At 58.6% G+C, this 25,532-nt stretch carries 19 protein-coding genes and 4 pseudogenes; 9 read left to right on the top strand and 14 right to left on the bottom strand.

Going from position 1 to position 25,532, the window contains the following annotated elements; all coding sequences use genetic code 11:
• The first annotated feature begins 84 nt into the window (after positions 1-84).
• The 3 genes and pseudogenes from NMD14_19775 (at position 85) to mphR(A) (ending at position 2,808) form a co-directional block, all read left to right on the top strand.
• Complete coding sequence (locus tag NMD14_19775) at positions 85-990, top strand: Mph(A) family macrolide 2'-phosphotransferase (GenBank protein ID XEI32875.1); 906 nt, start codon at positions 85-87, stop codon at positions 988-990.
• Positions 987-2,224: pseudogene (mrx(A), locus tag NMD14_19770) on the top strand (macrolide resistance MFS transporter Mrx(A)). The gene NMD14_19775 and the pseudogene mrx(A) overlap by 4 nt, the downstream one beginning before the upstream one ends.
• Complete coding sequence (mphR(A), locus tag NMD14_19765) at positions 2,224-2,808, top strand: macrolide-binding transcriptional repressor MphR(A) (GenBank protein ID XEI32874.1); 585 nt, start codon at positions 2,224-2,226, stop codon at positions 2,806-2,808. Before mrx(A) ends, mphR(A) begins: the two are co-directional and overlap by 1 nt.
• A 492-nt stretch (positions 2,809-3,300) precedes the next feature.
• Here the strand turns inward: mphR(A) and NMD14_19760 are convergent.
• The 9 genes and pseudogenes from NMD14_19760 to dfrA12 all read right to left on the bottom strand — a co-directional run bounded on the left by NMD14_19760 (position 3,301) and on the right by dfrA12 (position 9,339).
• Positions 3,301-4,064: pseudogene (locus tag NMD14_19760) on the bottom strand (IS6-like element IS6100 family transposase).
• Between the two features lie 226 nt (positions 4,065-4,290).
• Positions 4,291-4,596 (bottom strand): PadR family transcriptional regulator, encoded by a 306-nt coding sequence (locus tag NMD14_19755; GenBank protein ID XEI32873.1) that lies wholly within the window; start codon positions 4,594-4,596, stop codon positions 4,291-4,293.
• A 10-nt stretch (positions 4,597-4,606) separates the two neighbouring features.
• Positions 4,607-5,812, bottom strand: coding sequence for a chromate efflux transporter (gene chrA / locus NMD14_19750; protein XEI32872.1), 1,206 nt, complete (start codon positions 5,810-5,812; stop codon positions 4,607-4,609).
• 155 nt (positions 5,813-5,967) lie between these two features.
• Entirely contained in the window at positions 5,968-6,171 is a 204-nt protein-coding gene (locus NMD14_19745; GenBank protein XEI34810.1) for a hypothetical protein, read from the bottom strand.
• 127 nt (positions 6,172-6,298) lie between these two features.
• Positions 6,299-7,138 carry a sulfonamide-resistant dihydropteroate synthase Sul1 gene (sul1, locus tag NMD14_19740; GenBank protein XEI32871.1) on the bottom strand — a complete coding sequence of 280 codons (840 nt, stop codon included), beginning with the start codon at positions 7,136-7,138 and terminating at the stop codon, positions 6,299-6,301.
• On the bottom strand, positions 7,132-7,479 hold the full coding sequence (locus tag NMD14_19735; GenBank protein ID XEI32870.1) for a quaternary ammonium compound efflux SMR transporter QacE delta 1: 348 nt from the start codon (positions 7,477-7,479) through the stop codon (positions 7,132-7,134). The genes sul1 and NMD14_19735 overlap by 7 nt, the downstream gene beginning before the upstream one ends.
• 116 nt (positions 7,480-7,595) lie before the next feature.
• A pseudogene (locus NMD14_19730) lies at positions 7,596-8,434 on the bottom strand (AadA family aminoglycoside 3''-O-nucleotidyltransferase).
• A 5-nt stretch (positions 8,435-8,439) separates the two neighbouring features.
• Positions 8,440-8,730, bottom strand: a complete 291-nt coding sequence (locus NMD14_19725) for a DUF1010 domain-containing protein (GenBank protein XEI32869.1) — start codon at positions 8,728-8,730, stop codon at positions 8,440-8,442.
• 111 nt (positions 8,731-8,841) lie between these two features.
• On the bottom strand, positions 8,842-9,339 hold the full coding sequence (gene dfrA12 / locus NMD14_19720) for a trimethoprim-resistant dihydrofolate reductase DfrA12 (GenBank protein ID XEI32868.1): 498 nt from the start codon (positions 9,337-9,339) through the stop codon (positions 8,842-8,844).
• Positions 9,340-9,483: 144 nt separating this feature from the next.
• Between dfrA12 and intI1 the strand changes: the two are divergent.
• From intI1 to NMD14_19700, 4 genes and pseudogenes are all read left to right on the top strand, one after another.
• Positions 9,484-10,496 (top strand): annotated as a pseudogene (gene intI1 / locus NMD14_19715) (class 1 integron integrase IntI1).
• Between the two features lie 695 nt (positions 10,497-11,191).
• Complete coding sequence (locus NMD14_19710; protein XEI32867.1) at positions 11,192-11,446, top strand: helix-turn-helix domain-containing protein; 255 nt, start codon at positions 11,192-11,194, stop codon at positions 11,444-11,446.
• Positions 11,446-12,765 carry a type II toxin-antitoxin system HipA family toxin gene (locus tag NMD14_19705; protein XEI32866.1) on the top strand — a complete coding sequence of 440 codons (1,320 nt, stop codon included), beginning with the start codon at positions 11,446-11,448 and terminating at the stop codon, positions 12,763-12,765. Before NMD14_19710 ends, NMD14_19705 begins: the two co-directional genes overlap by 1 nt.
• A 593-nt stretch (positions 12,766-13,358) precedes the next feature.
• Complete coding sequence (locus NMD14_19700) at positions 13,359-14,696, top strand: IS4 family transposase (GenBank protein XEI32865.1); 1,338 nt, start codon at positions 13,359-13,361, stop codon at positions 14,694-14,696.
• Between the two features lie 53 nt (positions 14,697-14,749).
• Here NMD14_19700 and fhuB read toward each other — a convergent pair whose 3' ends face one another.
• The 5 genes from fhuB to NMD14_19675 form a co-directional block, all read right to left on the bottom strand.
• On the bottom strand, positions 14,750-16,732 hold the full coding sequence (gene fhuB / locus NMD14_19695) for a Fe(3+)-hydroxamate ABC transporter permease FhuB (GenBank protein XEI32864.1): 1,983 nt from the start codon (positions 16,730-16,732) through the stop codon (positions 14,750-14,752).
• A complete protein-coding gene (locus tag NMD14_19690; protein XEI34806.1) occupies positions 16,729-17,592 on the bottom strand; it encodes an ABC transporter substrate-binding protein in 864 nt (287 codons plus the stop codon). The genes fhuB and NMD14_19690 overlap by 4 nt, the downstream gene beginning before the upstream one ends.
• A 54-nt stretch (positions 17,593-17,646) precedes the next feature.
• Positions 17,647-18,411, bottom strand: coding sequence for an ATP-binding cassette domain-containing protein (locus tag NMD14_19685; protein ID XEI32863.1), 765 nt, complete (start codon positions 18,409-18,411; stop codon positions 17,647-17,649).
• Between the two features lie 46 nt (positions 18,412-18,457).
• Positions 18,458-20,104: a multidrug ABC transporter permease/ATP-binding protein gene (locus tag NMD14_19680; GenBank protein ID XEI32862.1), complete on the bottom strand. Its 1,647-nt coding sequence runs from the start codon at positions 20,102-20,104 to the stop codon at positions 18,458-18,460.
• A gap of 79 nt (positions 20,105-20,183) precedes the next feature.
• Positions 20,184-22,280 (bottom strand): TonB-dependent siderophore receptor, encoded by a 2,097-nt coding sequence (locus NMD14_19675; protein ID XEI32861.1) that lies wholly within the window; start codon positions 22,278-22,280, stop codon positions 20,184-20,186.
• Positions 22,281-22,676: 396 nt separating this feature from the next.
• On the opposite strand from NMD14_19675, the gene mioC reads away from it, so the two are divergent.
• Both mioC and mnmG read left to right on the top strand, forming a co-directional pair.
• Entirely contained in the window at positions 22,677-23,126 is a 450-nt protein-coding gene (gene mioC, locus NMD14_19670; protein ID XEI32860.1) for an FMN-binding protein MioC, read from the top strand.
• Between the two features lie 508 nt (positions 23,127-23,634).
• Positions 23,635-25,524, top strand: coding sequence for a tRNA uridine-5-carboxymethylaminomethyl(34) synthesis enzyme MnmG (gene mnmG, locus NMD14_19665; GenBank protein XEI32859.1), 1,890 nt, complete (start codon positions 23,635-23,637; stop codon positions 25,522-25,524).
• The last annotated feature ends 8 nt before the right edge of the window (positions 25,525-25,532 follow it).

Genomic DNA, 25,532 nt, shown 5'->3' with positions numbered 1-25,532 from the left:
CTTTGCAACAGTGCCGGATTGAATATAACCGACGTGACTGTTACATTTAGGTGGCTAAACCCGTCAAGCCCTCAGGAGTGAATCATGACCGTAGTCACGACCGCCGATACCTCCCAACTGTACGCACTTGCAGCCCGACATGGGCTCAAGCTCCATGGCCCGCTGACTGTCAATGAGCTTGGGCTCGACTATAGGATCGTGATCGCCACCGTCGACGATGGACGTCGGTGGGTGCTGCGCATCCCGCGCCGAGCCGAGGTAAGCGCGAAGGTCGAACCAGAGGCGCGGGTGCTGGCAATGCTCAAGAATCGCCTGCCGTTCGCGGTGCCGGACTGGCGCGTGGCCAACGCCGAGCTCGTTGCCTATCCCATGCTCGAAGACTCGACTGCGATGGTCATCCAGCCTGGTTCGTCCACGCCCGACTGGGTCGTGCCGCAGGACTCGGAGGTCTTCGCGGAGAGCTTCGCGACCGCGCTCGCCGCCCTGCATGCCGTCCCCATTTCCGCCGCCGTGGATGCGGGGATGCTCATCCGTACACCGACGCAGGCCCGTCAGAAGGTGGCCGACGACGTTGACCGCGTCCGACGCGAGTTCGTGGTGAACGACAAGCGCCTCCACCGGTGGCAGCGCTGGCTCGACGACGATTCGTCGTGGCCAGATTTCTCCGTGGTGGTGCATGGCGATCTCTACGTGGGCCATGTGCTCATCGACAACACGGAGCGCGTCAGCGGGATGATCGACTGGAGCGAGGCCCGCGTTGATGACCCTGCCATCGACATGGCCGCGCACCTTATGGTCTTTGGTGAAGAGGGGCTCGCGAAGCTCCTCCTCACGTATGAAGCGGCCGGTGGCCGGGTGTGGCCGCGGCTCGCCCACCACATCGCGGAGCGCCTTGCGTTCGGGGCGGTCACCTACGCACTCTTCGCCCTCGACTCGGGTAACGAAGAGTACCTCGCTGCGGCGAAGGCGCAGCTCGCCGCAGCGGAATGAGCGAACGTCGATATAGCCCGCTCGCGACGCTGTTCGCGGCGACCTTTCTCTTCCGGATCGGCAACGCGGTGGCGGCCCTCGCGCTTCCATGGTTCGTCCTGTCTCATACAAAGAGCGCGGCCTGGGCGGGCGCCACGGCCGCTAGCAGCGTCATCGCGACCATCATCGGCGCGTGGGTTGGTGGTGGCCTCGTCGATCGGTTCGGGCGCGCGCCCGTCGCATTGATCTCGGGTGTGGTGGGCGGCGTGGCCATGGCGAGCATCCCACTGCTCGATGCCGTTGGCGCCCTCTCGAACACTGGGCTGATCGCTTGCGTGGTGCTCGGTGCCGCGTTCGACGCACCCGGTATGGCCGCGCAGGACAGTGAGCTGCCCAAACTCGGCCACGTCGCCGGGCTCTCCGTTGAGCGCGTCTCGTCACTGAAAGCGGTGATCGGGAACGTCGCGATTCTAGGTGGCCCGGCCCTTGGGGGGCCGCAATCGGCCTGCTTGGCGCTGCGCCAACGCTCGGGCTGACGGCGTTCTGCTCCGTCCTTGCAGGTCTGCTCGGCGCGTGGGTGCTTCCCGCGCGTGCCGCTCGGACGATGACCACGACGGCGACTCTCTCCATGCGCGCCGGCGTCGCTTTTCTCTGGAGCGAACCCCTGCTGCGCCCTCTCTTTGGTATAGTGATGATCTTCGTGGGCATCGTTGGCGCCAACGGCAGCGTCATCATGCCTGCGCTGTTTGTAGATGCAGGACGCCAAGTAGCAGAGCTCGGGCTGTTCTCCTCAATGATGGGGGCTGGTGGTCTCCTTGGCATTGCCATTCATGCGTCGGTCGGCGCCCGGATATCAGCGCAGAACTGGCTGGCGGTGGCATTTTGTGGCTCTGCGGTGGGCTCGCTTCTGCTTTCACAGTTGCCAGGCGTGCCGGTGCTGATGTTGTTGGGCGCGCTCGTGGGACTGCTGACCGGCTCAGTCTCTCCCATTCTCAACGCTGCCATCTACAACCGCACGCCGCCAGAACTTCTCGGCCGGGTACTCGGCACGGTCTCGGCGGTGATGCTGTCAGCCTCGCCCATGGTTATGCTTGCGGCCGGCGCGTTTGTCGACCTTGCTGGTCCGCTCCCTGGCCTCGTTGTATCGGCCGTGTTTGCGGGGCTCGTGGCTCTACTCTCGCTCCGTCTTCAATTTGCTACAATGGCGGCGGCAGCCACAGCCTCCGCCCCAACCCATACAGAAGGTGAACACTGATGCCCCGCCCCAAGCTCAAGTCCGATGACGAGGTACTCGAGGCCGCCACCGTAGTGCTGAAGCGTTGCGGTCCCATAGAGTTCACGCTCAGCGGAGTAGCAAAGGAGGTGGGGCTCTCCCGCGCAGCGTTAATCCAGCGCTTCACCAACCGCGATACGCTGCTGGTGAGGATGATGGAGCGCGGCGTCGAGCAGGTGCGGCATTACCTGAATGCGATACCGATAGGCGCAGGGCCGCAAGGGCTCTGGGAATTTTTGCAGGTGCTCGTTCGGAGCATGAACACTCGCAACGACTTCTCGGTGAACTATCTCATCTCCTGGTACGAGCTCCAGGTGCCGGAGCTACGCACGCTTGCGATCCAGCGGAACCGCGCGGTGGTGGAGGGGATCCGCAAGCGACTGCCCCCAGGTGCTCCTGCGGCAGCTGAGTTGCTCCTGCACTCGGTCATCGCTGGCGCGACGATGCAGTGGGCCGTCGATCCGGATGGTGAGCTAGCTGATCATGTGCTGGCTCAGATCGCTGCCATCCTGTGTTTAATGTTTCCCGAACACGACGATTTCCAACTCCTCCAGGCACATGCGTAAACGGAGGTGTGCAGAGTCCCTGCGGCAGGCGACGAACACGACCGTCGTCGATTAGTACCGGTACGGTCGGTGGTATCGAAGTCTTGATCACCACTCAGGTCTACGGCTTACAAATGGTGACCATCCCGATACTTGCGTCAGAGCACCGGGCCGATTCTTTGACAGTGAATCACTCCCGTAAGGTTGTGCCGGTGTGGGTGTCCCGGGTCGAGACGATACTCCGCCAATGCGCCCAGCAAACAACCTGGCCATCGCAGGTGGTGGGGAGCGGTGTGGCGGATGAGTTGGACAAGTTGGTGTAGCAGCACGAGCACGGCGAGATAACATCGCAGGAGTTCGACATGCTCAAGAGACAGCTGATTGCGAATCGCGATGCAGATTCATAACCCGATTGCGGGTTGGCTTCACTCCACCATCACCGAGCAGACTAGCACGGCGGGCTCTGTTGCAAAGATTGGCGGCAGTCAGAGGTAGGCTGTCGCTCTGCGCCGATCAGGCGGCTGCTGCGAAATGGTGGTTGAGCATGCCCATGGCCTCCGTCAGCGCCGAGGGCCCAATGCCAAAGCTCTCTCCACAAGGCGCACCTCGCCCCTGATGCCGGGCTGCAGGCACCAGGGGCGAGCCTGTCCTTTGCGCAGGGCTCGCATGACTTCGAATCCCTTGATCGTGGCATAGGCCGTGGGGATCGATTTGAAACCGCGCACCGGCTTGATCAGTATCTTGAGCTTTCCGTGATCGGCCTCGATCACGTTATTGAGATACTTCACCTGCCGGTGGGCCGTCTCCCGGTCCAGCTTTCCTTCGCGCTTCAATTCGGTGATCGCTGCACCATAGCTCGGCGCTTTGTCGGTATTGAGCGTGGCAGGCTTTTCCCAGTGCTTCAGGCCTCGCAGGGCCTTGCCCAGGAACCGCTTCGCTGCCTTGGCGCTGCGGGTCGGCGACAGGTAGAAATCGATCGTGTCGCCCCGCTTGTCGACTGCCCGGTACAGGTAGGTCCACTTGCCCCGCACCTTGACGTAGGTTTCATCCAGGCGCCAGCTCGGATCAAAGCCACGCCGCCAGAACCAGCGCAGCCGCTTCTCCATCTCCGGGGCGTAGCACTGGACCCAGCGATAGATCGTCGTATGGTCGACCGAAATGCCGCGTTCCGCCAGCATTTCCTCAAGGTCGCGATAGCTGATCGGATAGCGACAATACCAGCGCACCGCCCACAGGATCACATCACCCTGGAAATGGCGCCACTTGAAATCCGTCATCGTTCCGTCCGTCCAATCTCCGCCAAGCATGCTCAAGCTTCACGATTTTTGCAACAGAGCCCACACGAGTATTGAGCATAGTCGAGATTGGTGCAGATCACTTCTGATATTGAACTGTCAGGAGCTGGCTGCACAACAGCCATTACGCCCAATCAACTGGTGCAGTCGTCTTCTGAAAATGACAATCCAGTTAGGGTATAGCTCAACCTGACATAGAAGCAAAAACTCAACCACCTTCTACCAACTCTCCGAACAGCTCCTTGACCTTTGTTTTCGCATCAGCAAGTGCAGTTCTGCCTTGTTCAGTGATGTCATAAACACGCCGTTCACGTCGCCCGGTGCGTTCGTGGCGTGAGGTCAGATAGCCTTTTTTTTCCAGGCCGTGCAGCATCGGGTACACGGTGCCAGCGCTCATCTCGTAGCCGTGTCGGCGTAGCTCTTCGATGATCCCCAGCCCAAAGACAGGTTCCTCGGCTGCATGGTGAAGGATGTGCAGGCGGATCAAACCGCCGTAGAGGTCTTTGTCAGTCATTTTTTGTGCCTCACAGAGCGACGCTCAACAGCCACCCAGCTGCACCGCTACCGAGGACAACCAGCCACGGCGGGAGCTTCCAGAACATAAGTGCGACAAGGGCAACTAATGCCAAGCCGAAGTCTTGCGGCTGAAAGATGGCGCTAGTCCATACAGGCTGATACAGCGCGGCCAGCAGCAAGCCGACTACAGCGGCATTGATCCCGGCCAGCGCAGCTTGGATGCCTGTATTGCGGCGCAAACGCTCCCAAAATGGCATTGATCCGACGACCAGCAAGAACGAGGGCGCGAAGATAGCCAGCAGACACACAATGCCGCCGATCCAGCCCGACGGGGCGGTGTTCATCGAGGCACCAAGAAACGCGGCGAACGTGAACAAAGGGCCGGGCACCGCTTGAGCTGCCCCGTACCCCGCGAGAAAGGATTCATTGTTGACCCAGCCGGAGGGCACCACTTCGGCTTGCAGTAATGGCAGCACAACGTGACCACCGCCGAACACCAGTGATCCGACACGATAGAAGGAATCCACCATTGCCATGGTTTGACTTGGCATCAGTTCGGCCAACACCGGCAGGCCAATCAGCAAGACAAAGAACAGCGAGAGCCAAAGCACGCCGGCCCGGTGACTGACCGTGATAGGTAGGGGGTCATGCTCAACAACTTTCGCTGGCTTGAACAATAACCGGCCTGCGATGCCTGCGATAGCAATCACGCCAACCTGTCCCCACGCGGACGGCACAAGTAAAACGACGCAGGTAGCAATTGCCATGATGGTGACTCGCAGCCCATCCGTGCATAGGTTACGCGCCATGCCCCATACTGCTTGAGCGACCACGGCCACAGCCACCACTTTTAAGCCATGCAACGCGCCCTGCGAGACGTAATCGCCATAGCTGGAGATGCCGAGCGCAAAAAGGATCAAGGCTATGGCAGACGGCAGCGTGAAGCCAGCCCAAGCAGCCAGCGCCCCGCTGTATCCAGCCCGAGACAGTCCTACCGCTATGCCGACCTGGCTGCTTGCAGGCCCTGGCAAGAACTGACAAAGCGCGACCAAGTCAGCATAGCTCCGTTCGGAGAGCCAGCGCCGCCGTGTGACAAATTCGGCGCGGAAGTAGCCCAAGTGCGCAATGGGGCCGCCAAAAGATGTCAATCCAAGCCGCAGAAAAATAAGAAAGACCGACCATGGTCTGCTGTCATCGGTAGGGTTATTCGTCATACTTTCGCCTTCATGATCTGCAACGAGTTGATCAATAATAAGCGAAATTCGATAACGAAATTCGATATAAATCTAGAAAAAAATACCTCTATGTGTACTACGCAGTTTTAGCTGTGGCTTTCACAGGAGCACGCTTACTTACGGCTTAGCGTGCTTTATTTTCCGTTTTCTGAGGCGATCCCTAGGAGCTCGGATCTCAGGACGAAGGTCTCCGCGAATGTCCGGTCGATCCGCGCGACGTCCCAGGCGGGCGTTCCCTTGGCGGACATCCACGCCGCAGCGTCGTGCATCAGCCGCACAACCTCGTCGATATCACCCGAGCAGGCGACCCGAACGTTCGGAGGCTCCTCGCTGTCCATTCGCTCCCCTGGCGCGGTATGAACCGCCGCCTCATAGTGCAGTTTGATCCTGACGAGCCCAGCATGTCTGCGCCCACCTTCGCGGAACCTGACCAGGGTCCGCTAGCGGGCGGCCGGAAGGTGAATGCTAGGCATGATCTAACCCTCGGTCTCTGGCGTCGCGACTGCGAAATTTCGCGAGGGTTTCCGAGAAGGTGATTGCGCTTCGCAGATCTCCAGGCGCGTGGGTGCGGACGTAGTCAGCGCCATTGCCGATCGCGTGAAGTTCCGCCGCAAGGCTCGCTGGACCCAGATCCTTTACAGGAAGGCCAACGGTGGCGCCCAAGAAGGATTTCCGCGACACCGAGACCAATAGCGGAAGCCCCAACGCCGACTTCAGCTTTTGAAGGTTCGACAGCACGTGCAGCGATGTTTCCGGTGCGGGGCTCAAGAAAAATCCCATCCCCGGATCGAGGATGAGCCGGTCGGCAGCGACCCCGCTCCGTCGCAAGGCGGAAACCCGCGCCTCGAAGAACCGCACAATCTCGTCGAGCGCGTCTTCGGGTCGAAGGTGACCGGTGCGGGTGGCGATGCCATCCCGCTGCGCTGAGTGCATAACCACCAGCCTGCAGTCCGCCTCAGCAATATCGGGATAGAGCGCAGGGTCAGGAAATCCTTGGATATCGTTCAGGTAGCCCACGCCGCGCTTGAGCGCATAGCGCTGGGTTTCCGGTTGGAAGCTGTCGATTGAAACACGGTGCATCTGATCGGACAGGGCGTCTAAGAGCGGCGCAATACGTCTGATCTCATCGGCCGGCGATACAGGCCTCGCGTCCGGATGGCTGGCGGCCGGTCCGACATCCACGACGTCTGATCCGACTCGCAGCATTTCGATCGCCGCGGTGACAGCGCCGGCGGGGTCTAGCCGCCGGCTCTCATCGAAGAAGGAGTCCTCGGTGAGATTCAGAATGCCGAACACCGTCACCATGGCGTCGGCCTCCGCAGCGACTTCCACGATGGGGATCGGGCGAGCAAAAAGGCAGCAATTATGAGCCCCATACCTACAAAGCCCCACGCATCAAGCTTTTGCCCATGAAGCAACCAGGCAATGGCTGTAATTATGACGACGCCGAGTCCCGACCAGACTGCATAAGCAACACCGACAGGGATGGATTTCAGAACCAGAGAAAGAAAATAAAATGCGATGCCATAACCGATTATGACAACGGCGGAAGGGGCAAGCTTAGTAAAGCCCTCGCTAGATTTTAATGCGGATGTTGCGATTACTTCGCCAACTATTGCGATAACAAGAAAAAGCCAGCCTTTCATGATATATCTCCCAATTTGTGTAGGGCTTATTATGCACGCTTAAAAATAATAAAAGCAGACTTGACCTGATAGTTTGGCTGTGAGCAATTATGTGCTTAGTGCATCTAACGCCGGAGTTAAGCCGCCGCGCGTAGCGCGGTCGGCTTGAACGAATTGTTAGACATCATTTACCAACTGACTTGATGATCTCGCCTTTCACAAAGCGAATAAATTCTTCCAAGTGATCTGCGCGTGAGGCCAAGTGATCTTCTTTTTGTCCCAGATAAGCTTGCTTAGCTTCAAGTAAGACGGGCTGATACTGGGCAGGTAGGCGTTTTATTGCCCAGTCGGCAGCGACATCCTTCGGCGCGATTTTGCCGGTTATTGCGCTGTACCAAATGCGGGACAACGTAAGCACTACATTTCGCTCATCGCCGGCCCAGTCGGGCTGCGAGTTCCATAGCTTCAAGGTTTCCCTCAGCGCCTCGAATAGATCCTGTTCAGGAACCGGGTCAAAGAATTCCTCCGCTGCCGGACCTACCAAGGCAACGCTATGTTCTCTTGCTTTTGTAAGCAGGATAGCTAGATCAATGTCGATCATGGCTGGCTCGAAGATACCCGCAAGAATGTCATTGCGCTGCCATTCTCCAAATTGCAGCTCGCGCTTAGCCGGATAACGCCACGGGATGATGTCGTCATGCACGACAAGGGTGACTTCTATAGCGCGGAGCGTCTCGCTCTCGCCAGGGAAAGCCGAAGCCTCCATAAGATCATTGAGCAATGCTCGCCGCGTCGTTTCATCAAGCTTTACGGCCACAGTAACCAACAAATCAATATCGCTGTATGGCTTCAGGCCGCCATCCACTGCGGAGCCGTACAAATGCACGGCCAGCAACGTTGATTCCAGATGGCGCTCAATGACGCTTAGCACCTCTGATAGTTGGTTCGAAATTTCGATGGTCACCGCTTCCCTCATGATGTCTAACGGGCGAGGTAAGCCGACCGCAGAATGCGGGTCGGCTTGACCGAAATGTTAGAACCAGAAGCCAAAACGGATAACTTGAATTTGGCGACGGGCGCTAACCGTGAAAAAACGCTGCGCCACCGAGGCGGCACAGCACTGCAAAAACGATAGCTGCTTGCGCTTGCTACGCAAGGGCTAGAGGCCAAAAAGACTGAAAACCTGCGCAGCCCATGCAGGCGAAGCCCGGAAAAAAGGCAAAACAGGCACTGAATAACGCCTGAAAAGCTAAATGCCGTTTGAATAAACATGAGCTAAATAAAGCTGGGTTTCAGTGGTGCTAACGTTGGACGTAACGAGAGCCGGAGCGCAGCGGAGGGAACCAAAATGCGCAGCATTTTGGCGTCCCGTTGACGGAATGGTTAGCCGTTTCGACGCGCATAAACGGAGTGGGTGTACGGAATTACAGCTTGAATGGTTTCGGTTGAGACAAGCTCGAATTCTGTTTCGTTGAGCATTGGGAAGAAGGCGTCACCCTCGAAGGTTTGATGTACCTCAGATAGAAACACGCCGTGGGCGTGAGGTAGTGCCAGAGTGTATATCTCAGCTCCGCCCGCGACGTAGAGTTCATTGCCGAGTTCGGATGCCAAAGCGATAGCGTGCGACAGCGTTGAAACAACTACGCAGCCAGTGGCGCGGTAGTTAGCTTGGCGTGAGATTACCAATGTGTGACGGTTCGGTAGAGGCTTGCCGATAGACTCAAAGGTCTTTCGCCCCATGACAACGACTTTTCCCTCAGTGAGTCTGCGAAAAATCTTCTGCTCACCCGGAATTTTCCAGGGGATATTAGGACCATTGCCAATAACCCGATTGGCTCCCATCGCAGCAACGAGATAAATGCGTACTGATTCCGAGTTCATATGGCTAACTTTGTTTTAGGGCGACTGCCCTGCTGCGTAACATCGTTGCTGCTCCATAACATCAAACATCGACCCACGGCGTAACGCGCTTGCTGCTTGGATGCCCGAGGCATAGACTGTACAAAAAAACAGTCATAACAAGCCATGAAAACCGCCACTGCGCCGTTACCACCGCTGCGTTCGGTCAAGGTTCTGGACCAGTTGCGTGAGCGCATACGCTACTTGCATTACAGCTTACGAACCGAACAGGCTTATGTCCACTGGGTTCGTGCCTTCATCCGTTTCCACGGTGTGCGTCACCCGGCAACCTTGGGCAGCAGCGAAGTCGAGGCATTTCTGTCCTGGCTGGCGAACGAGCGCAAGGTTTCGGTCTCCACGCATCGTCAGGCATTGGCGGCCTTGCTGTTCTTCTACGGCAAGGTGCTGTGCACGGATCTGCCCTGGCTTCAGGAGATCGGAAGACCTCGGCCGTCGCGGCGCTTGCCGGTGGTGCTGACCCCGGATGAAGTGGTTCGCATCCTCGGTTTTCTGGAAGGCGAGCATCGTTTGTTCGCCCAGCTTCTGTATGGAACGGGCATGCGGATCAGTGAGGGTTTGCAACTGCGGGTCAAGGATCTGGATTTCGATCACGGCACGATCATCGTGCGGGAGGGCAAGGGCTCCAAGGATCGGGCCTTGATGTTACCCGAGAGCTGGCACCCAGCCTGCGCGAGCAGCTGTCGCGTGCACGGGCATGGTGGCTGAAGGACCAGGCCGAGGGCCGCAGCGGCGTTGCGCTTCCCGACGCCCTTGAGCGGAAGTATCCGCGCGCCGGGCATTCCTGGCCGTGGTTCTGGGTTTTTGCGCAGCACACGCATTCGACCGATCCACGGAGCGGTGTCGTGCGTCGCCATCACATGTATGACCAGACCTTTCAGCGCGCCTTCAAACGTGCCGTAGAACAAGCAGGCATCACGAAGCCCGCCACACCGCACACCCTCCGCCACTCGTTCGCGACGGCCTTGCTCCGCAGCGGTTACGACATTCGAACCGTGCAGGATCTGCTCGGCCATTCCGACGTCTCTACGACGATGATTTACACGCATGTGCTGAAAGTTGGCGGTGCCGGAGTGCGCTCACCGCTTGATGCGCTGCCGCCCCTCACTAGTGAGAGGTAGGGCAGCGCAAGTCAATCCTGGCGGATTCACTACCCCTGCGCGAAGGCCATCGGTGCCGCATCGAACGGCCGGTTGCGGAAAGTCCTCCCTGCGTCCGCTGATGGCCGGCAGCAGCCCGTCGTTGCCTGATGGATCCAACCCCTCCGCTGCTATAGTGCAGTCGGCTTCTGACGTTCAGTGCAGCCGTCTTCTGAAAACGACACAATATAAGTGGTTTCAATATGATTTTCGAGAGGGTATTAAGTGGTTTTAATGGGGTATACCTTTTTAGAACCACCACATGACGATCGAAACACAACCTTTCGATAGCCTTTTGATCTGACAGCACAAACTTTAAGTGTGATCCGTCATCACAAAGTCGCTTTTGAGTTGTATTTGAGTATTTAAGCGACGTTGCTCACCATTCCTGATCTGCTGAATGGGATGCCAAAGGAGGAAATCTACAGAAGCTGGGCTTTGAGGTGAGTCATCTTTTCGACTCACCGAACAAGCCAGCAGCCAAGCGTAGCGCGGCAGTTCTTTACCCCATGGCTTGGTAATCTCCCCGTCTGCTGTTCTCTTACCCGCTATAGGGGATAAATGTTAGATACCGCCTACAGCGTGTAAGTTACATTTACCTCCTATAACAGGTAAATATTGATATACCTGCCATAGCGTGTAAATTGGAAGAAGGCACGCTACCAGGTTGTCGAATCATGAAAGTAACCAGCGCCAAGCAGCTGAGCGCCTGTATCAAGGATGCCAGGCTTTCTCAAAAGCTCTCTCAAGGCAAAGTGGCCGAGAAAGTAGGGATTAGGCAAGACACAGTCTCCAGCTTCGAGCTCAACCCTGAGTCCACCAAGCTGGAGACCCTGTTCAAGATCCTCGCGGCACTCGAGTTGTCAGTGGATATCAAACCCCGCAATGAGTCATCCGAGAGTCCGGCATCGGGCTGGAAGGAGGAGTGGTAATGGCCAATCTGGCTGTCTATATGAACGGCTATCGGGTAGGCACATTCACCAAAACTACCAGCGGCGCCCATCATTTTCAGTACCATGAGTCATGGCTAGCACAACCGGGCAGCCGTCCGATCTCACTCTCCATGCCATTGCGCCATCAGACCTACCGGGGCGATGAAGCCTATAACTTCTTCGACAACCTGCTGCCAGATAATACGGAGGTGAGAAACAGGGTTGTAGCACGCTATCAAGCGGCATCAACCCAGCCCTTCGATCTGCTCAGTTGCATTGGCCAGGATAGCGTAGGGGCATTACAGCTGGTTACCGAAGGGCACGATGTTCCAGATGTCAGGCGAATCGACTACAAGGCACTTTCCGATGACGAGCTCGAGCAGATCCTGACCAGCTACAAATCAGGAATCCCTTTGGGGATGGTCAGGGAGCAAGAGGAGTTCCGGATCTCTATCGCCGGGGCGCAAGAAAAGACTGCACTGCTCTATCTCGATGGCCGTTGGTACTTGCCACTCAATGCAACGCCGACAACCCACATAATCAAACTCCCTATCGGCAAGATTGAAAGCCACTCCTACTCGATAGACCTCTCCCAGAGCGTAGAAAACGAATATCTCTGCACTCTGATTGCCAAGGAGTTTGGTCTACCCGTACCTCACTGCTTCATGATGCAGGTTGGCCAGGTCAAAGCACTGGCTGTGGAACGCTTCGACAGACGTTACGCTGCCGATCGCAGTTGGATCATGCGCCTTCCCCAAGAAGATTTCTGTCAGGTATTGAATGTTCCGTCAGCACGGAAATACGAGAACCATGGAGGACCGGGGATCACTGACATCATGAAAACCTTGCTGGGCTCTGCGACACCAGAACAGGATCGCTACCTATTCATGAAATCTCAGGTCCTGTTCTGGCTGCTGGCGGCCACCGATGGCCATGCAAAAAACTTCTCGGTCTTTATTGAGCCGGAAGGGCGTTTTCGCCTGACCCCTTTTTACGACATCCTATCTGTCTATCCAGTATTTGGCGGCCGAGGCCTCAACCGAAGGGACGCCAAGCTCGCTATGGGCCTAGCAAGCAGCAAGGGAAAGAAGTACGCCATTGAGCAGATATTCCCGCGTCATTTCTTCCAAACGGCGAAAGCTGTGGGATTTGAGCGTTCTGCTATGGAAGAGATCCTGACAGAACTGGCCAACTCCGTTGATGATGTTATTGAGCGCGTTACACAGCAATTGCCAGCAGGCTTCCCCGATACCATCAGCAGCACCATTCTAGAGGGCCTAAAAGCCCGCTCAGCCAGGCTGATAAAGGGCTGGGATTAAAATGGCGGTATGTGGGATGACTGCACGGTTAGCCAAACTACCTATGGGAAACTTGCACGGTTCGAAGAGTAAAGCGGCTTTCCAGGTTCCGGACGGTGCTATAGTCGGTTCAAAATATGTTCAAAACTCACTTAAAAGGCGGCTTTGACTGCGTGTGGTGGCATCGCGTTGATTCATATGGGAAGGCTGCACGATCGAGAATGGACTATGTGGGAACGCTGCACGATGGCAGAAACCCGTGAGCGGCCTCTCAATATGCTGTTTTAGTTACTTTTACCCCAAGTGGCCCCCGAAAAGTCACTAACATATTGAAGATAATAAATTATTTACATTCTGCATCGGCAAGTAAGCCGGTTCGGCAAACAATAAAAAGCCCGGGTTCATCCCGGGCTTCAGACTATTGAAAAACCCCCTAATTTCAGAAAAACAGGGTTTTCTCATCAAGTAAAATCAATGCGTTACGATGACGATTTTGGCTTTGTCAGCAATCTGAAGCCCGGGTTCATCCCGCAATGCTGATCAGTTAAGGATCCATTGACCGATCCTTCTGCTGTAGGACAATCCGGAACCAATCACTGGTTCCGGATTTTTTTATGTCTATTGCAAACGACCTGAGCGATGTTGTTGAGACATCTGGCGACATGCTGGCTCGGCTGGCAATTTTTGCCGACCATATTCCCGACGAATGGATTACTGCCGCTGCCGCCTTGTCTGAAAAGGCCACTATCCGCCGACGCCGCTTACCTTCTGATATGGTCTTGTGGCTCGTCGTGGGGATGGCCTTTTTCCGTAATGAGCCCATCTCCGAGGTCGCTCGGCGCCTCAATATCTGTGCAGACGGGTTGGCCAATGACGCCTTGCTCGCGGACAGTGCCCTGTCTCAAGCCCGTCAGCGGCTCGGCAAACAGCCGCTCGAGTGGCTGTTCAAGCAGTGTGCCGATGTGTGGGGACGGGAACGTTATCCTGAAGACCAGTGGCACGGTTTACAGGTCTTTGCCATCGATGGAGCCCTGTTTCGTACCCAGGATATGCCTGAACTCAGGGCGCATTTCGGTTCGGGTAACACGTCAACCAACCGGCAGACACCCTATCCAATGCTGCGGCTGGTCACGCTGATGAATGTCCGCTCGCATGTCATTGCCAACGCGGCCATCAGCCCGTATCGCAAAGGGGAAATCCCCCTGGCCAGTGAGTTCATTCACTCATTGCCGGACAAGTCGGTGACCCTGCTGGATAAAGGTTTCTTCGGTGCCGACCTGTTGCTACGAATTCAGGCCGAAGACACCGACCGTCACTGGCTCATCCCGGAACGCAAGGGGCTGGTATACACGGAACTGGAGCGCTATGGCGACGGTGACCGTCTGTTGCAAATGACGGTCTCGCCTCAGGCACGCAAGAAAAACCCGGCGTTGCCGACGCACTGGCAAGTTCGCGCAGTGACCTACGAGGTGGCAGGCAAGGAGAAAACGGTCTTTACCTCCCTGCCCGTAACCCGATTCAGCGCAGCGCAGGTGGCGACCCTGTACCACGAGCGCTGGGAAATCGAGTTGGGATACCGGGATATCAAAAGTGCGATGCAGCACAACGCCATCACACTGAGAAGCAAGAAAGTGGACTTGGTTTATCAGGAACAGTGGGGTTTGCTGCTTGGATACAATCTGGTCAGGCGGGAGGCGAGCCAGGCCGCCGTAGCTCATCAGCGAGCGCCCAATGAGGTGAGCTTCAAGTTTGCCTGTCAGTTCATCGCGAACCAGATGGCAGTGATGGCGGGCGCGATATCGCCAGCCCATACCCCACGGAGGTTGGCGGAGTTGCGGGGGAGCATAGGCGTCATGTTCATAGAAAAACGCCCCAGGCCATCGAGACCCAGGGCGGTGAAGATATCAAAGACCCGCTTTCCGGTAGATCGCAATGCGGCTCCGCTTAAGTGAACAGCATTGGGGTTCATCCCGGGCTTTTTATTGTCTATTTTTTGTCCACAAACCTAGAGGCGGCGCAGGCACCACATGAAGTAAGCGCCCCCTAACAAGGTGGAGACCAGCCCGACCGGCACCTCCTGCGGGAAGAGGATCTGCTGACCGACCCAGTCCGCCGATACCATCAACAGGGCGCCGGAAGCGGCGGCCCCAAGCAGGTGCCAGCGTGCCCGCACCAGCCCCATCAGCTTGGCCATATGTGGCGCCAACAGACCGACGAAGGAGAGCGGCCCCACCACCAGGGTGGCACTGGCGGTGAGCACGGCCACCAGCAGCAAGATGGCGAGCTGGGCACGGTTGAGGCGAATGCCAAGCGCAGTCGCTACAGCACTCCCCATCGGTAGCAGATCGAGCCAACGACTCACCAGCAGGCAGGCGGCCAGCATCAACAGCGCCAGCCCCACCAGCCCATAGGCCACCGGCAGGGTGACGTAATAGGTGGAGCCGGACATCCAGGAGAGCAGTTGCTGCACCCGCAGGTCACCGTTGGCCAGCGCGATGGCCTGCAGCGGCTCAAACAACGCTGTGATGGCGATACCTGAGAGCAGGATCCGCTCCGGCTGGAAGCCGTGCTTGCGATTGACCAGCACCAGCAGCAAGAGACAAGCGAAGGCACCGAACAGGCCACCGACCAGCATCAGCGGCAGGGGCAATGCAGGCAGCAACAGCGCCGTCGCTATCACCCCCATAAAGGTGCCGCCGCTCACCCCCAGCAACTCCGGGCTCGCCATCGGGTTGTTGCTGACCCGCTGCAACAGGGTGCCCGCCAGCGCCAGCAGCACGCCAGCAGCCCCCGCCACCAGTGTGCGCGGCAGTCGCCACTCCAGCTGGGCCTGCCAGCGGAGCCAGCTCGGCCAGCTCCAGCCTGTCATTCCCTGACCAAACAGCAGGGAGGCGACCACGGCCAGCATCAACCCGACCAGCAACAGGCCGATCAGGCGAGCCGGTACCGGATGGCGAGCCACCAGCAGGCCGGCGTTTGACTTAGGCGCACCCGACTTGATGCCCAGGCGCGGGATCAACCAGAGCAGCAGCGGCGCCCCCAGCAGGGCGGTCATTGCGCCGGTGGGGATCAATACCGGCCAGAAGCGGCTCAGACTCTGCAGCAGCAGATCGGTCGCCGCCAGCAGCAGGGCGCCGAGGATCGGTGCCCACAGCAGCCGCTGGCCGAGCTGGCGGATCCCGAGCAGCCGCACCATGGCGGGCGCCGCCAACCCGATAAAGCCGATCAGCCCCACCACGCTCACCACGCAAGCGGTGACAAACACCGCCAGTCCCAGTCCGGCAAAACGCAGATGCTGCAGGGAGACCCCCAGACTGCGGGCGCTGGCATCATCCAGCTCCAGCACCGCCAGCGGGCGCACCAGCACAACGGCCAGCACAGCGGCTGCCAGCAGGCGGGGTAACAAGTAACTCACCCCGCTCCAGCTGTTCTGCACCAGCGAGCCACTGCCCCACACCAGCAAGCCTTTCAGCTCCTCCTGAAAAAACAGCAAGAGCCCCATGCTGATGGCCGCCAGATAGAGGTTGATCACCAACCCGGCAAAGACGATGACCACCGGATTGAGCTGGCGACGCCAGGCCAGGGCAAACACCAGTGCCATCGCGAGGCTGCCACCGGCCATGGCGATCCACTCCCGCCCCAACAGCAACCAGGAGGGGGCAAACAGGGTCACCATCATCAGCGCCAGTTGGGCACCGGAGGCCACCCCCAAGGTGGTCGGTGACGCGAGCGGGTTGCGCAGCACCTGCTGCATCAGGGTGCCCGCCAGCCCGAGCGCCGCCCCGGCCAGCAGGGTGACCGCCAAGCGGGGCAGCCAGCTGAAATGCACCACTGCTTGGCTGACGTCATTCAGATTGGGGGCGAAGAGGCTCTGCCACCAGAGCGCACCGGGCAGCTGGCGAGCCAGCTCCCAATACGCGAGCAAGAGGGTCAACCCCAGCAGGATCGAGACCGGCCGCAGCAGCGGCGATGTGAGCAGTCGCTTCATCGGCTAGCCTCCATACGCTCGACATCTTGCAACAATGCATCGCTGAGCAGACCGGCGAAACGGCGGGCGGCCAATACGCCGCCAAAACTCCAGACCGCAGGCAGATGCAGCACGGGCGCCTGCCGTACCAGCGGCAGATGGTGCCACAGCCCATGTTCCTGCAGCCGTTCGCTCACCCCGACCGGAATGGGATCGACCACCACCAGCCGCGCGGTTGGCAAGGTCATAAACTGCTCGATGCTGACCACCGAGAAACCCCAGTCATTGGTCTGCTCCTGCCAGCCATTACGCAGCCCGAGGCGCGTCATCACCGCATCGAACAGGCTGTGGCGACCAAACACCCGCACATGGCGCTCATCGATAAACTGCACCACCAGCAGGGGCGGCAGATCCGCAGGCAATCCGGCCTTCATACTGGCGAGATCCCGATCCAGTCCCGCCAGCAGCCGTTCTCCCTCGACGGTTTTGCCCACCATGCGGGCGAGGGTCAGGGTCACCTCGTGCAGCCGCTGCCACAGATCGGTTTGCCCATCATAGAGGGCGATGGTGCTCACCGGCGCGATGCGGGAAAGAGTTGGCGCCAGCGGGGCCGCCAGCGGCGAGATGAGGATGCGGTCGGGTTTGAGCTCCGCCAGCAGCTCGCGGTTGGGCTGGGTGCGCAGGCCGATATCCACCACCCCGGCGGGTAGCCGTGGCTCGCCGACCCAGGCCTGATAGGGGCCTGCATCCCCCACCGCCAACGGGGTCACCCCGAGTGCCAACAGGGTCTCGGCTATGGTCCAGTCGACGGTGGCGATACGGGGTGGCGGCGCAGAAGCGATCGGGGATGTGTCGGCCTGCGCCACAAATGGCAGCAGCAGGCTGATAAGGCAGGGCGCTATCTTCTTCAATAAACGGTTCAAGGATGCCCCCGGTCAGACGATGGCGATGGGATGAGCATGAGCCGGGTGGCGAATGACCTCCATCGGAATGCCATAGATGGCGTGAAGGGTCTCGCTGGTCATGATCCCCTCAGGCTCGCCGTAGGTAAGCAGGCGGCCGGAGTGCAGTGCCACCAGCCGATCGCAGAAGCGGGATGCCATATTGATGTCGTGAATGACGATGATGACCCCGAGGTTCAGCTGACGGCTCAACTGCTTGACGAGCGTCAGCACCTCCACCTGATGGGCCACATCCAGCGCGGCCAGCGGCTCGTCCAGCAGGATGAACCGGCTCTCCTGCGCCAGCAGCATCGCCAGCCAGACCCGGCCCCGCTCGCCGCCGGAGAGGGTATCCACCAGCCGATCGGCAAAGCGTTCGGTATGGGTAAGGGCGATGGCCCGATCGACCTGACGGTGATCCTCCGCCCCCATCCGGCCCAGCAGGCCGCGCCAGGGGTAGCGGCCCATCTCCACCAGCTCCCGCCCGAGCAGATTCTCGGCGCTCGGCAGATGCTGGGGCAGATAGGCCACCTGACGGGCAAACTCCCGATTGCCCCAGTCGGGCAGCGGCTTGCCATCGAACAGGATCTCGCCGTCGCTGAGGGGTTGCTGGCGTGCCAGCAGCTTGAGCAGGGTCGATTTGCCCGACCCATTGTGGCCGATGAGGCCATAGACCTGTCCCTGCTCGAAACGCAGGTCGGTGGGGTGCAGCAGCGTGCGGTCATTGACCGTGAAGCTGGCTGATTTCATCTCGAACATAAGCAATTCCTGTGCTGGCTTGCCGCCAGTCTCATCAGTGCCGGCATCAAGCCGGCACCTCGCAATCCAGATGGGCGATCGCATCGCGGCTCACTGCGGCACGGCGCGCGCCGTTCAGCTCAGTGAGCTGGCCCTGACGCATCTCCAGCAGGCGATCGGCCAGCGGGAAGTAGTGATCGTCGTGACTGATGGCAATCACCGTCTTGCCCATCTCCTTGAGGCGCGGCAACAGCAGCTGATAGAAGATGCGGCGGAACTGGGGATCCTGATCCGCAGCCCACTCGTCAAACAGCATCACCTCGCGCTGCTCGGCCAGCGCCAGCAGCAGGGCGACCCGCTTGCGCTGCCCCTGGGAGAGCTCTATATCGGCGATAAAGCCATCCTCGATGGTGAGCTTGCTGCCCATCTGCAGCCGCTCCAGCCACTCGGCCACCAGCTCATCCTTGGGTTCCGGCCCCAACAGGTGCTGGAACAGGTGATAGTCGGTGAATATGGCGGAGAAGAGCGCCAGATAGCCGTTGCGATCGGCGATCGGCTCACCATCCAGCAGGATCCGGCCCGATACCGGCTGGTAAAGGCCGGTCAGCAGCATGGCCAGCGTCGACTTGCCGGAGCCATTGCCGCCGATGATGAAGATCTGCTCGCCCTTTTCGATGACCAGATCGATGGGGCCAACGGCAAAACAGCCCTCCCCCTGATAGTGAAAGCTCACCTGCTCCAACTCGATACGCTGCCAGGGGCGGATGGCGGGCGGCAGCGGGAAGTCCGCATCCGGCTCGGCCAGATTGAGGGCGGCGATCTTGTCGAACGCCACCTGAGCGGCAAGCAGGGTCGGCAGGGCGCCAATCCCCTGCAACAGCGGGGTGCGCAGGAACAGCAGGGTCAGCGCAAAGGTAGCCGCCACATTGGTATTGGCCCAGCCAAGGCCGTTGGCCAGAAAGAAGACCAGACCGATCGCCCCCAGCATCATGATATTCGACCAGTTCACCGCGCTCAGGTGATAGGTGTCGGCGCGAATGATCTGCTGGCGGTAGTCACGGGCATTTTGCTCATAGAGCTGGTGGTAAACGAAGTGAGCCCGCTCGCGGTTAAGCGCCAGCTCCTTGCTGCCGGCGATGATGGCCTGATAGTTCTGATAGAGCCGATCTTCGGCCTGACGCATGTGGGAGAGATGGCGATAAACACGGTTCACCAGCAGCCAGCCCACCACCATGGTGACTGTGACCCAGAGCGCAGTCACCCCGAGCAACGCAGGAGAGAGCCAGCCGAGGTAAAGGGCAGAACCCAGCGTGAGCACCAACCCCTGCACCAGCTCAGGCAGGCGCACGAAGGCAATGGTGATCTGTCCGATATCGCTGGAGAGGGAGGCCAGCAGCGGCCCCTGACCAATCTGGCGGATGCGGGCGACATCGGTATCCAGCAGTTGCTTGAGCAGACGGCCACGCAACCGGTAGACAAAATGGTGACCGAGAGTGGTCAGGGCCAGCTGAGATCCGAGTGTGATCACCAGCAGCAGCACAATCAGGCCGATCAGCTGACCGAGGATCGGCAGCGGATCACCTATAGATTCGATAAGAGACTGATTGATAAAGGCAATGACGCCAATCCCGCTGACGGCACTGAGCAGACTGAGCAGGGTAATGGCAATAAAGGGCCAACGATATTGGCGATAAACCAGAGACAAGAGTTCCATAACGGACCGGTATTCCAGAGAGATCAAAACAACTGCAGGTGAAAAGAAGGGCGGGAACCCGGTTCCCGCCCGACTTCGATTACCAGCGGTAGTTGATGCTACCCACTACGCTGCGCGGCTCGCCGTAGTAGCAGTAGTAGTCACAACTGGCCACATAGGTTTCACCCAGCAGGTTGTTGACGTTGAGCTGGGCACGCCAGTTCTTGGCAAAGTCATACCCGATCATCGCATCCCAGACGGTATGGGCCGGCACCTCGGCAGAGCCGTAGATGGGGGTATAGTCCGCATTCACGGCGCCAATACCCACGCTGGAACCGACATAACGCACACCGGTACCCAGATCCAGACCGGAAGCCACCCCTTGCTGCACCTTGTAGTTGCCCCAGAAGGAGGCGATGTGGCGCGGGATCAGGCTGGCACGGCGATCGCCACTGCCGGTGTCGTTGGTTTTGGCATCGGTGTAGGTATAAGCAGCGGTCAGACGCAGTGCATCGGTCACCTGCACACTCCCTTCCAGCTCAATCCCCTGAGAGGTCACTTCACCCGCCTGGGTCTGCTGGCCGGAACCGGTAGAGACCAGCGAGTTGGTCTGGGCCAGATCGAACAGCGCCAGATTGATGTAACCGTCGAGGAAGGCTGGCGCATACTTCACGCCGGTCTCGTAGAGCTTACCCTTGAGTGGCTTGTAGGAACTCTTGGTGTTGGGGTCGATCCCCGGCAACACCTCGAACGACTCGGCATAGGCAAAGTAGGGAGAGAGGCCGTTGTCGGCCAGATACATCAGGCTGCCCGACAGGGAGAGCTCGTGATCGTACTGGCGCTGGTCCTTGCTGGTATTGGTGTTGTGGGTCTCCACATAGTCGAAACGGCCACCGGCAGTCAGCAACCAGCGATCGTCCCAGCGGATCTGGTGCTGGGCATAGAGACCGCTCTGGCCCTTGGTGCTCTTCTGGTGAGTGGCGGTCGACTCGTCAAAACCGGGGAAGCCGCTGTAATCGGGGTTCATGGTATTGATGGAGCCCATGCCGTAGTTGTCGGCCTCGACCCCTTCATTGACGTGACGCTGCAGATCCACCCCCAACAGCAAGGTCTGCTCGGTGCTGTCGGTGTTCCAGTAGCCCACCATCTGGTTATCCATGGTGGTACTCTTGGTATTGCCATCGCGGTAAACCAAACCGCGATAGGCAGTCGTGCCTTCATAGGTCGGGAAGATATAGGTCTGGCGCAGCAGCAGATCGTTGTAGTTGAAGCGGACGTTCTGCTTGAACTCCCAGGTCTGGTTGAGCTGGTGGGCGAGCTCGTAACCGGTGGAGATCTGGGTATTGCGGTTGCGATCGTAATCCGGCTGGCTCAGGTTGGTGGAGGGATCAATCTGGCCGCCCGAGGTGTTCAGGGTGCCATAGACCGGGAAGAAGCCGTTGGTCGGGACCCCTTCGTCGTGCAGGAAACTGGCCAGCAGGGTCAGGCTGGTACGATCCGAGAGATCAAAGGTGACGCTCGGCGCCAAATAAACCCGATCGTTGTAGGTACCGGTGAGCACCCCATCGCGCTCTTTGTAGAGTGCGACCATGCGGTAGCGGCTGCTGTCGGAGAGCGCATCAGAGACATCCACCGCGACCTGACGATGATCCCGGCTGCCAAGCTGCAGGTCCAGCTGCCCTTGTGGCTTGGCAGTCGGTCGCTTGCTGATGGCATTGATCACCCCGCCCGGAGGTGCCTCACCGTAAAGGATCGAGGCTGGCCCCTTCAGCACTTCCACACTCTCCAGACCAAACGGTTCCGGAGTCCAGACGTAGTAGCCGGTGCCAAACAACCGGTTGCCATCCAGATAAGAGGCGGCATCGAAGCCACGCACCTTGAACCAGTCGGTGTTGTTGTCTGAGCCATAGAGGCCGGTCAATACGCCGGAACGGTAGCGAATCGCTTCATCCAGCTGCAACACGGCGTGCTGATCCAGCTCCTCGCGATTAACCACGGAGACGGCGCGAGGCGTCTCGGCCATCGGCACTTCCACCTTCATGGCCGTACCGGTCACCACCATGGTTTCGCTGGCTTTGGGCAGCTCAGCGGTGGTTTGTTCGGCCATCAGCGGCAGGGAGACGAGCAAACCGGAGAGCGAAAGCACGCCGAAGGCGCCCTTCTTGCCGGGTCCTGTAGTGTATTTTTGCGCAATCATATTAAAGTCTCGTTTATCAATGAGTTATGTTGTTTTAATTGTTATTCATGGTCGTTTGTCACGACATCACCCTGTTCCATGGGCGAATAAAACAGCGCAATCCTACTACAGAATCCGTGATCGAATCGATTTAATAATTGCTAATCATTTGCATCTACATTGCTATCTAACTACATCGTTGACAGGATTTTGCGGGGGATGGGAGTCACCAGGAGAGCCATAAGCGGAGAAGAAAATGAAGAGGAATAGAAAGAAGCAGAAAAAAGATCGATGGGATGGATCCGGCGGCATTATCTGACTGGATCCATTATCCCCAAGCTTTATCCATATTTATCCACACCCTTTGGCGGTAGAATCCGGCTTTCCGTTTCTTTGTCTGAAATCAGGATCCATTCCATGGCCAAACTTAATCTCGTCGTCGGCTCCATGCTGGGCGCCGCCGAATATGTCGCAGACCACGTCGCCAACCTGCTGGAACAGGCTGGCCACCAGACCCGGATCCACAACCCGGCCAAGCTGGCAGAGGTGCTGGATGATGCGGGATCCATCCTGCTGGTGGTCACCTCGACCCACGGTGCCGGTGATGTTCCCGATAACCTGCAACCCTTCGCCAAGGATCTTGCCGAGCAGCATCCGGATCTTAATGCCTTGAAATATGGCGTGATCGCCCTTGGCGACAGCAGTTATGACACCTTTTGCCAGGGCGGCAAGACGCTGGATCGACTGTTGACCGAGTGCGGTGCCAGCCGGATCGGCGAGCGGCTCGACATAGATGTGACCCAACACGAGATCCCCGAAGATGCCGCAGAAGTGTGGATCCGCGACTGGATGACGATGATCGCCTGATCAGCGTGCGGGAGATCCTGAAAAAAAGCTTGATCTCCCCACTTATCCCCAGATCGACTATCCACCATGTTATTAACAGATTGATCCGGGGGAGTTGTTCTACAAGGTTACCCACAACGCCCAGGGATAATGTGCATAACTACGGTGTAAAGCTCTGCAAAACCTATAGTTATCCATGTATTAGATCCAGACCGACAGACCTCTGTGTATAAAAGCCCTGGTTATCCCCTCGTTCACCGGGCCAGGATCCAAGCTTTTCCACAAGCTAGGATCGTCCTTAAATTAATGATCTTTATGATCAAAAAGTGCTTATCAACAGAAAGGGCGGATCCTAATAAGAGATCCAGTAAAAGATCGATCTAAAGATCCTTAAGATCTAATTAGTGGATCCTCCCTTCATACTGAACGTTAAGTAGACGTTCCCCTCAGGACGCGAAACAGATAGAATGTTCCGCCCTTTAGCCCAGGCAAATAAAGATCTTCAGGCGTGCAGATCAAGGTGATCCCAATGCAATACCATGAACAATTTGATGTGATCGTCGTCGGTGGCGGTCATGCCGGAACCGAAGCAGCAACAGCGGCAGCCCGTATGGGCATGAACACCCTGTTGCTGACCCACAATATCGATACGCTGGGACACATGTCCTGTAATCCGGCGATCGGCGGGATCGGCAAGGGACACCTGGTCAGGGAAGTTGACGCACTCGGCGGGATCATGGCACGTGCCATCGATCTTGGCGGGATCCAGTTTCGCACCCTTAACTCCTCCAAGGGCCCGGCTGTGCGAGCCACTCGTGCCCAGGCGGATCGCCTGCTCTACAAGGCCGTCGTTCGCCAGATGCTGGAGAACTACCCGAACCTGAAGATCTTCCAGCAGGCCTGTGACGATCTGATCATGGACGGGGATCGTGTTGCCGGTGTGGTCACCCAGAGCGGGATCCGCATCAGCGGCAAGACGGTGGTGCTGACAGTCGGTACCTTCCTGAACGGGTTGATCCACATCGGGATGGAAAACTACAAGGGCGGCCGCGCCGGGGATCCTCCCTCGATCGCCCTGGCCCAGCGCCTGCGTGAACTGCCGCTGCGCATCGATCGTCTCAAGACCGGTACGCCGCCGCGCATCGATGCCCGCAGCGTCGATTTCTCTGTGATGCAGACCCAGCACGGCGACGATCCGCGTCCGGTCTTCTCGTTTATCGGCGATGCCAGCCAGCATCCCCGTCAGGTGCCCTGCTACGTCACCCACACCAACGAGCGTACCCACGAGGTGATCCGCAATAACCTGGATCGCAGCCCCATGTACGCCGGGGTGATCGAGGGGATCGGCCCGCGCTACTGCCCGTCGATCGAAGACAAGATCACCCGTTTCGCCGACAAGACGGCACACCAGATATTCGTCGAGCCGGAAGGCCTGACCACCCACGAACTCTATCCGAACGGGATCTCCACCAGCCTGCCGTTTGACGTGCAGGTGCAGATCGTCCGTTCCGTGCGTGGCTTCGAGAACGCCCACATCACCCGCCCCGGCTATGCCATCGAATATGATTTCTTCGATCCGCGGGATCTCAAGGCCAACATGGAGAGCAAGTGCATTCCAAACCTGTTCTTCGCTGGCCAGATCAACGGCACGACCGGTTACGAAGAAGCGGCGGCACAAGGCCTGATGGCCGGTCTGAACGCCGCCCTGCGTGCCCAGGACAAGGATCCCTGGAACCCGCGTCGGGATCAGGCCTACATGGGCGTGATGATGGACGATCTCTCTACCCTGGGGACCCGCGAGCCTTACCGCATGTTCACCAGCCGCGCCGAATACCGCCTGCTGCTGCGGGAAGACAACGCCGATATCCGTCTGACCGCCATTGGTCGCGAGCTGGGTCTGGTGGATGACGAGCGCTGGGGCAAATTCAACGCCAAGATGGAACAGGTCGAGCTGGAGCGTCAGCGCATGCGTTCAACCTGGATCCACCCGCAACATCCGTCACTGGAAGCGGTCAACGCCCTGGTCAACACCCCGCTGACCCGCGAACAGAGTCTGGAAGAGCTGCTGCGTCGCCCCGAGGTGACCTATGATGCGCTGATGGCCATCGAAGGTGTCGGCCCCTCCGTGACCGATCCTGCCGCGGCCGAACAGGTTGAGATCCAGATCAAGTACGCCGGTTACATCGAGCGTCAGCACGATGAAGTGGAAAAGCAGCTGCGCAACGAGAACACCCTGTTGCCGCTGGATCTGGACTATCGCGAGGTGAACGGCCTCTCCAACGAGGTGAAAGCCAAGCTGAACGATGCCAAGCCGCAGACCATTGGTCAGGCTTCCCGTATCTCCGGCATTACCCCGGCGGCCATCTCCATCCTGCTGGTTCACCTGAAAAAACACGGCCTGCTGCGTAAAACCGCCTGAGGAATCCC

The organism is Aeromonas veronii (genome assembly GCA_041319085.1).
Lineage (GTDB): Bacteria > Pseudomonadota > Gammaproteobacteria > Enterobacterales > Aeromonadaceae > Aeromonas > Aeromonas veronii_F.
Note: the sequence above shows the minus strand (reverse complement) of the source record. Positions and strands in the feature narration are given on the sequence as shown.

Coding starts and splice junctions, on each gene's coding strand:
- NMD14_19775 (XEI32875.1), top strand. CDS start 85: ATGACCGTAGTCACGACCGCCGATACCTCCCAACTGTACGCACTTGCA.
- NMD14_19755 (XEI32873.1), bottom strand. CDS start 4,596: ATGACTGACAAAGACCTCTACGGCGGTTTGATCCGCCTGCACATCCTT.
- chrA (XEI32872.1), bottom strand. CDS start 5,812: ATGACGAATAACCCTACCGATGACAGCAGACCATGGTCGGTCTTTCTT.
- NMD14_19745 (XEI34810.1), bottom strand. CDS start 6,171: ATGGACAGCGAGGAGCCTCCGAACGTTCGGGTCGCCTGCTCGGGTGAT.
- sul1 (XEI32871.1), bottom strand. CDS start 7,138: ATGGTGACGGTGTTCGGCATTCTGAATCTCACCGAGGACTCCTTCTTC.
- NMD14_19735 (XEI32870.1), bottom strand. CDS start 7,479: ATGAAAGGCTGGCTTTTTCTTGTTATCGCAATAGTTGGCGAAGTAATC.
- NMD14_19725 (XEI32869.1), bottom strand. CDS start 8,730: ATGTTTATTCAAACGGCATTTAGCTTTTCAGGCGTTATTCAGTGCCTG.
- dfrA12 (XEI32868.1), bottom strand. CDS start 9,339: ATGAACTCGGAATCAGTACGCATTTATCTCGTTGCTGCGATGGGAGCC.
- NMD14_19710 (XEI32867.1), top strand. CDS start 11,192: ATGAAAGTAACCAGCGCCAAGCAGCTGAGCGCCTGTATCAAGGATGCC.
- NMD14_19705 (XEI32866.1), top strand. CDS start 11,446: ATGGCCAATCTGGCTGTCTATATGAACGGCTATCGGGTAGGCACATTC.
- NMD14_19700 (XEI32865.1), top strand. CDS start 13,359: ATGTCTATTGCAAACGACCTGAGCGATGTTGTTGAGACATCTGGCGAC.
- fhuB (XEI32864.1), bottom strand. CDS start 16,732: ATGAAGCGACTGCTCACATCGCCGCTGCTGCGGCCGGTCTCGATCCTG.
- NMD14_19685 (XEI32863.1), bottom strand. CDS start 18,411: ATGTTCGAGATGAAATCAGCCAGCTTCACGGTCAATGACCGCACGCTG.
- NMD14_19680 (XEI32862.1), bottom strand. CDS start 20,104: ATGGAACTCTTGTCTCTGGTTTATCGCCAATATCGTTGGCCCTTTATT.
- NMD14_19675 (XEI32861.1), bottom strand. CDS start 22,280: ATGATTGCGCAAAAATACACTACAGGACCCGGCAAGAAGGGCGCCTTC.
- mioC (XEI32860.1), top strand. CDS start 22,677: ATGGCCAAACTTAATCTCGTCGTCGGCTCCATGCTGGGCGCCGCCGAA.
- mnmG (XEI32859.1), top strand. CDS start 23,635: ATGCAATACCATGAACAATTTGATGTGATCGTCGTCGGTGGCGGTCAT.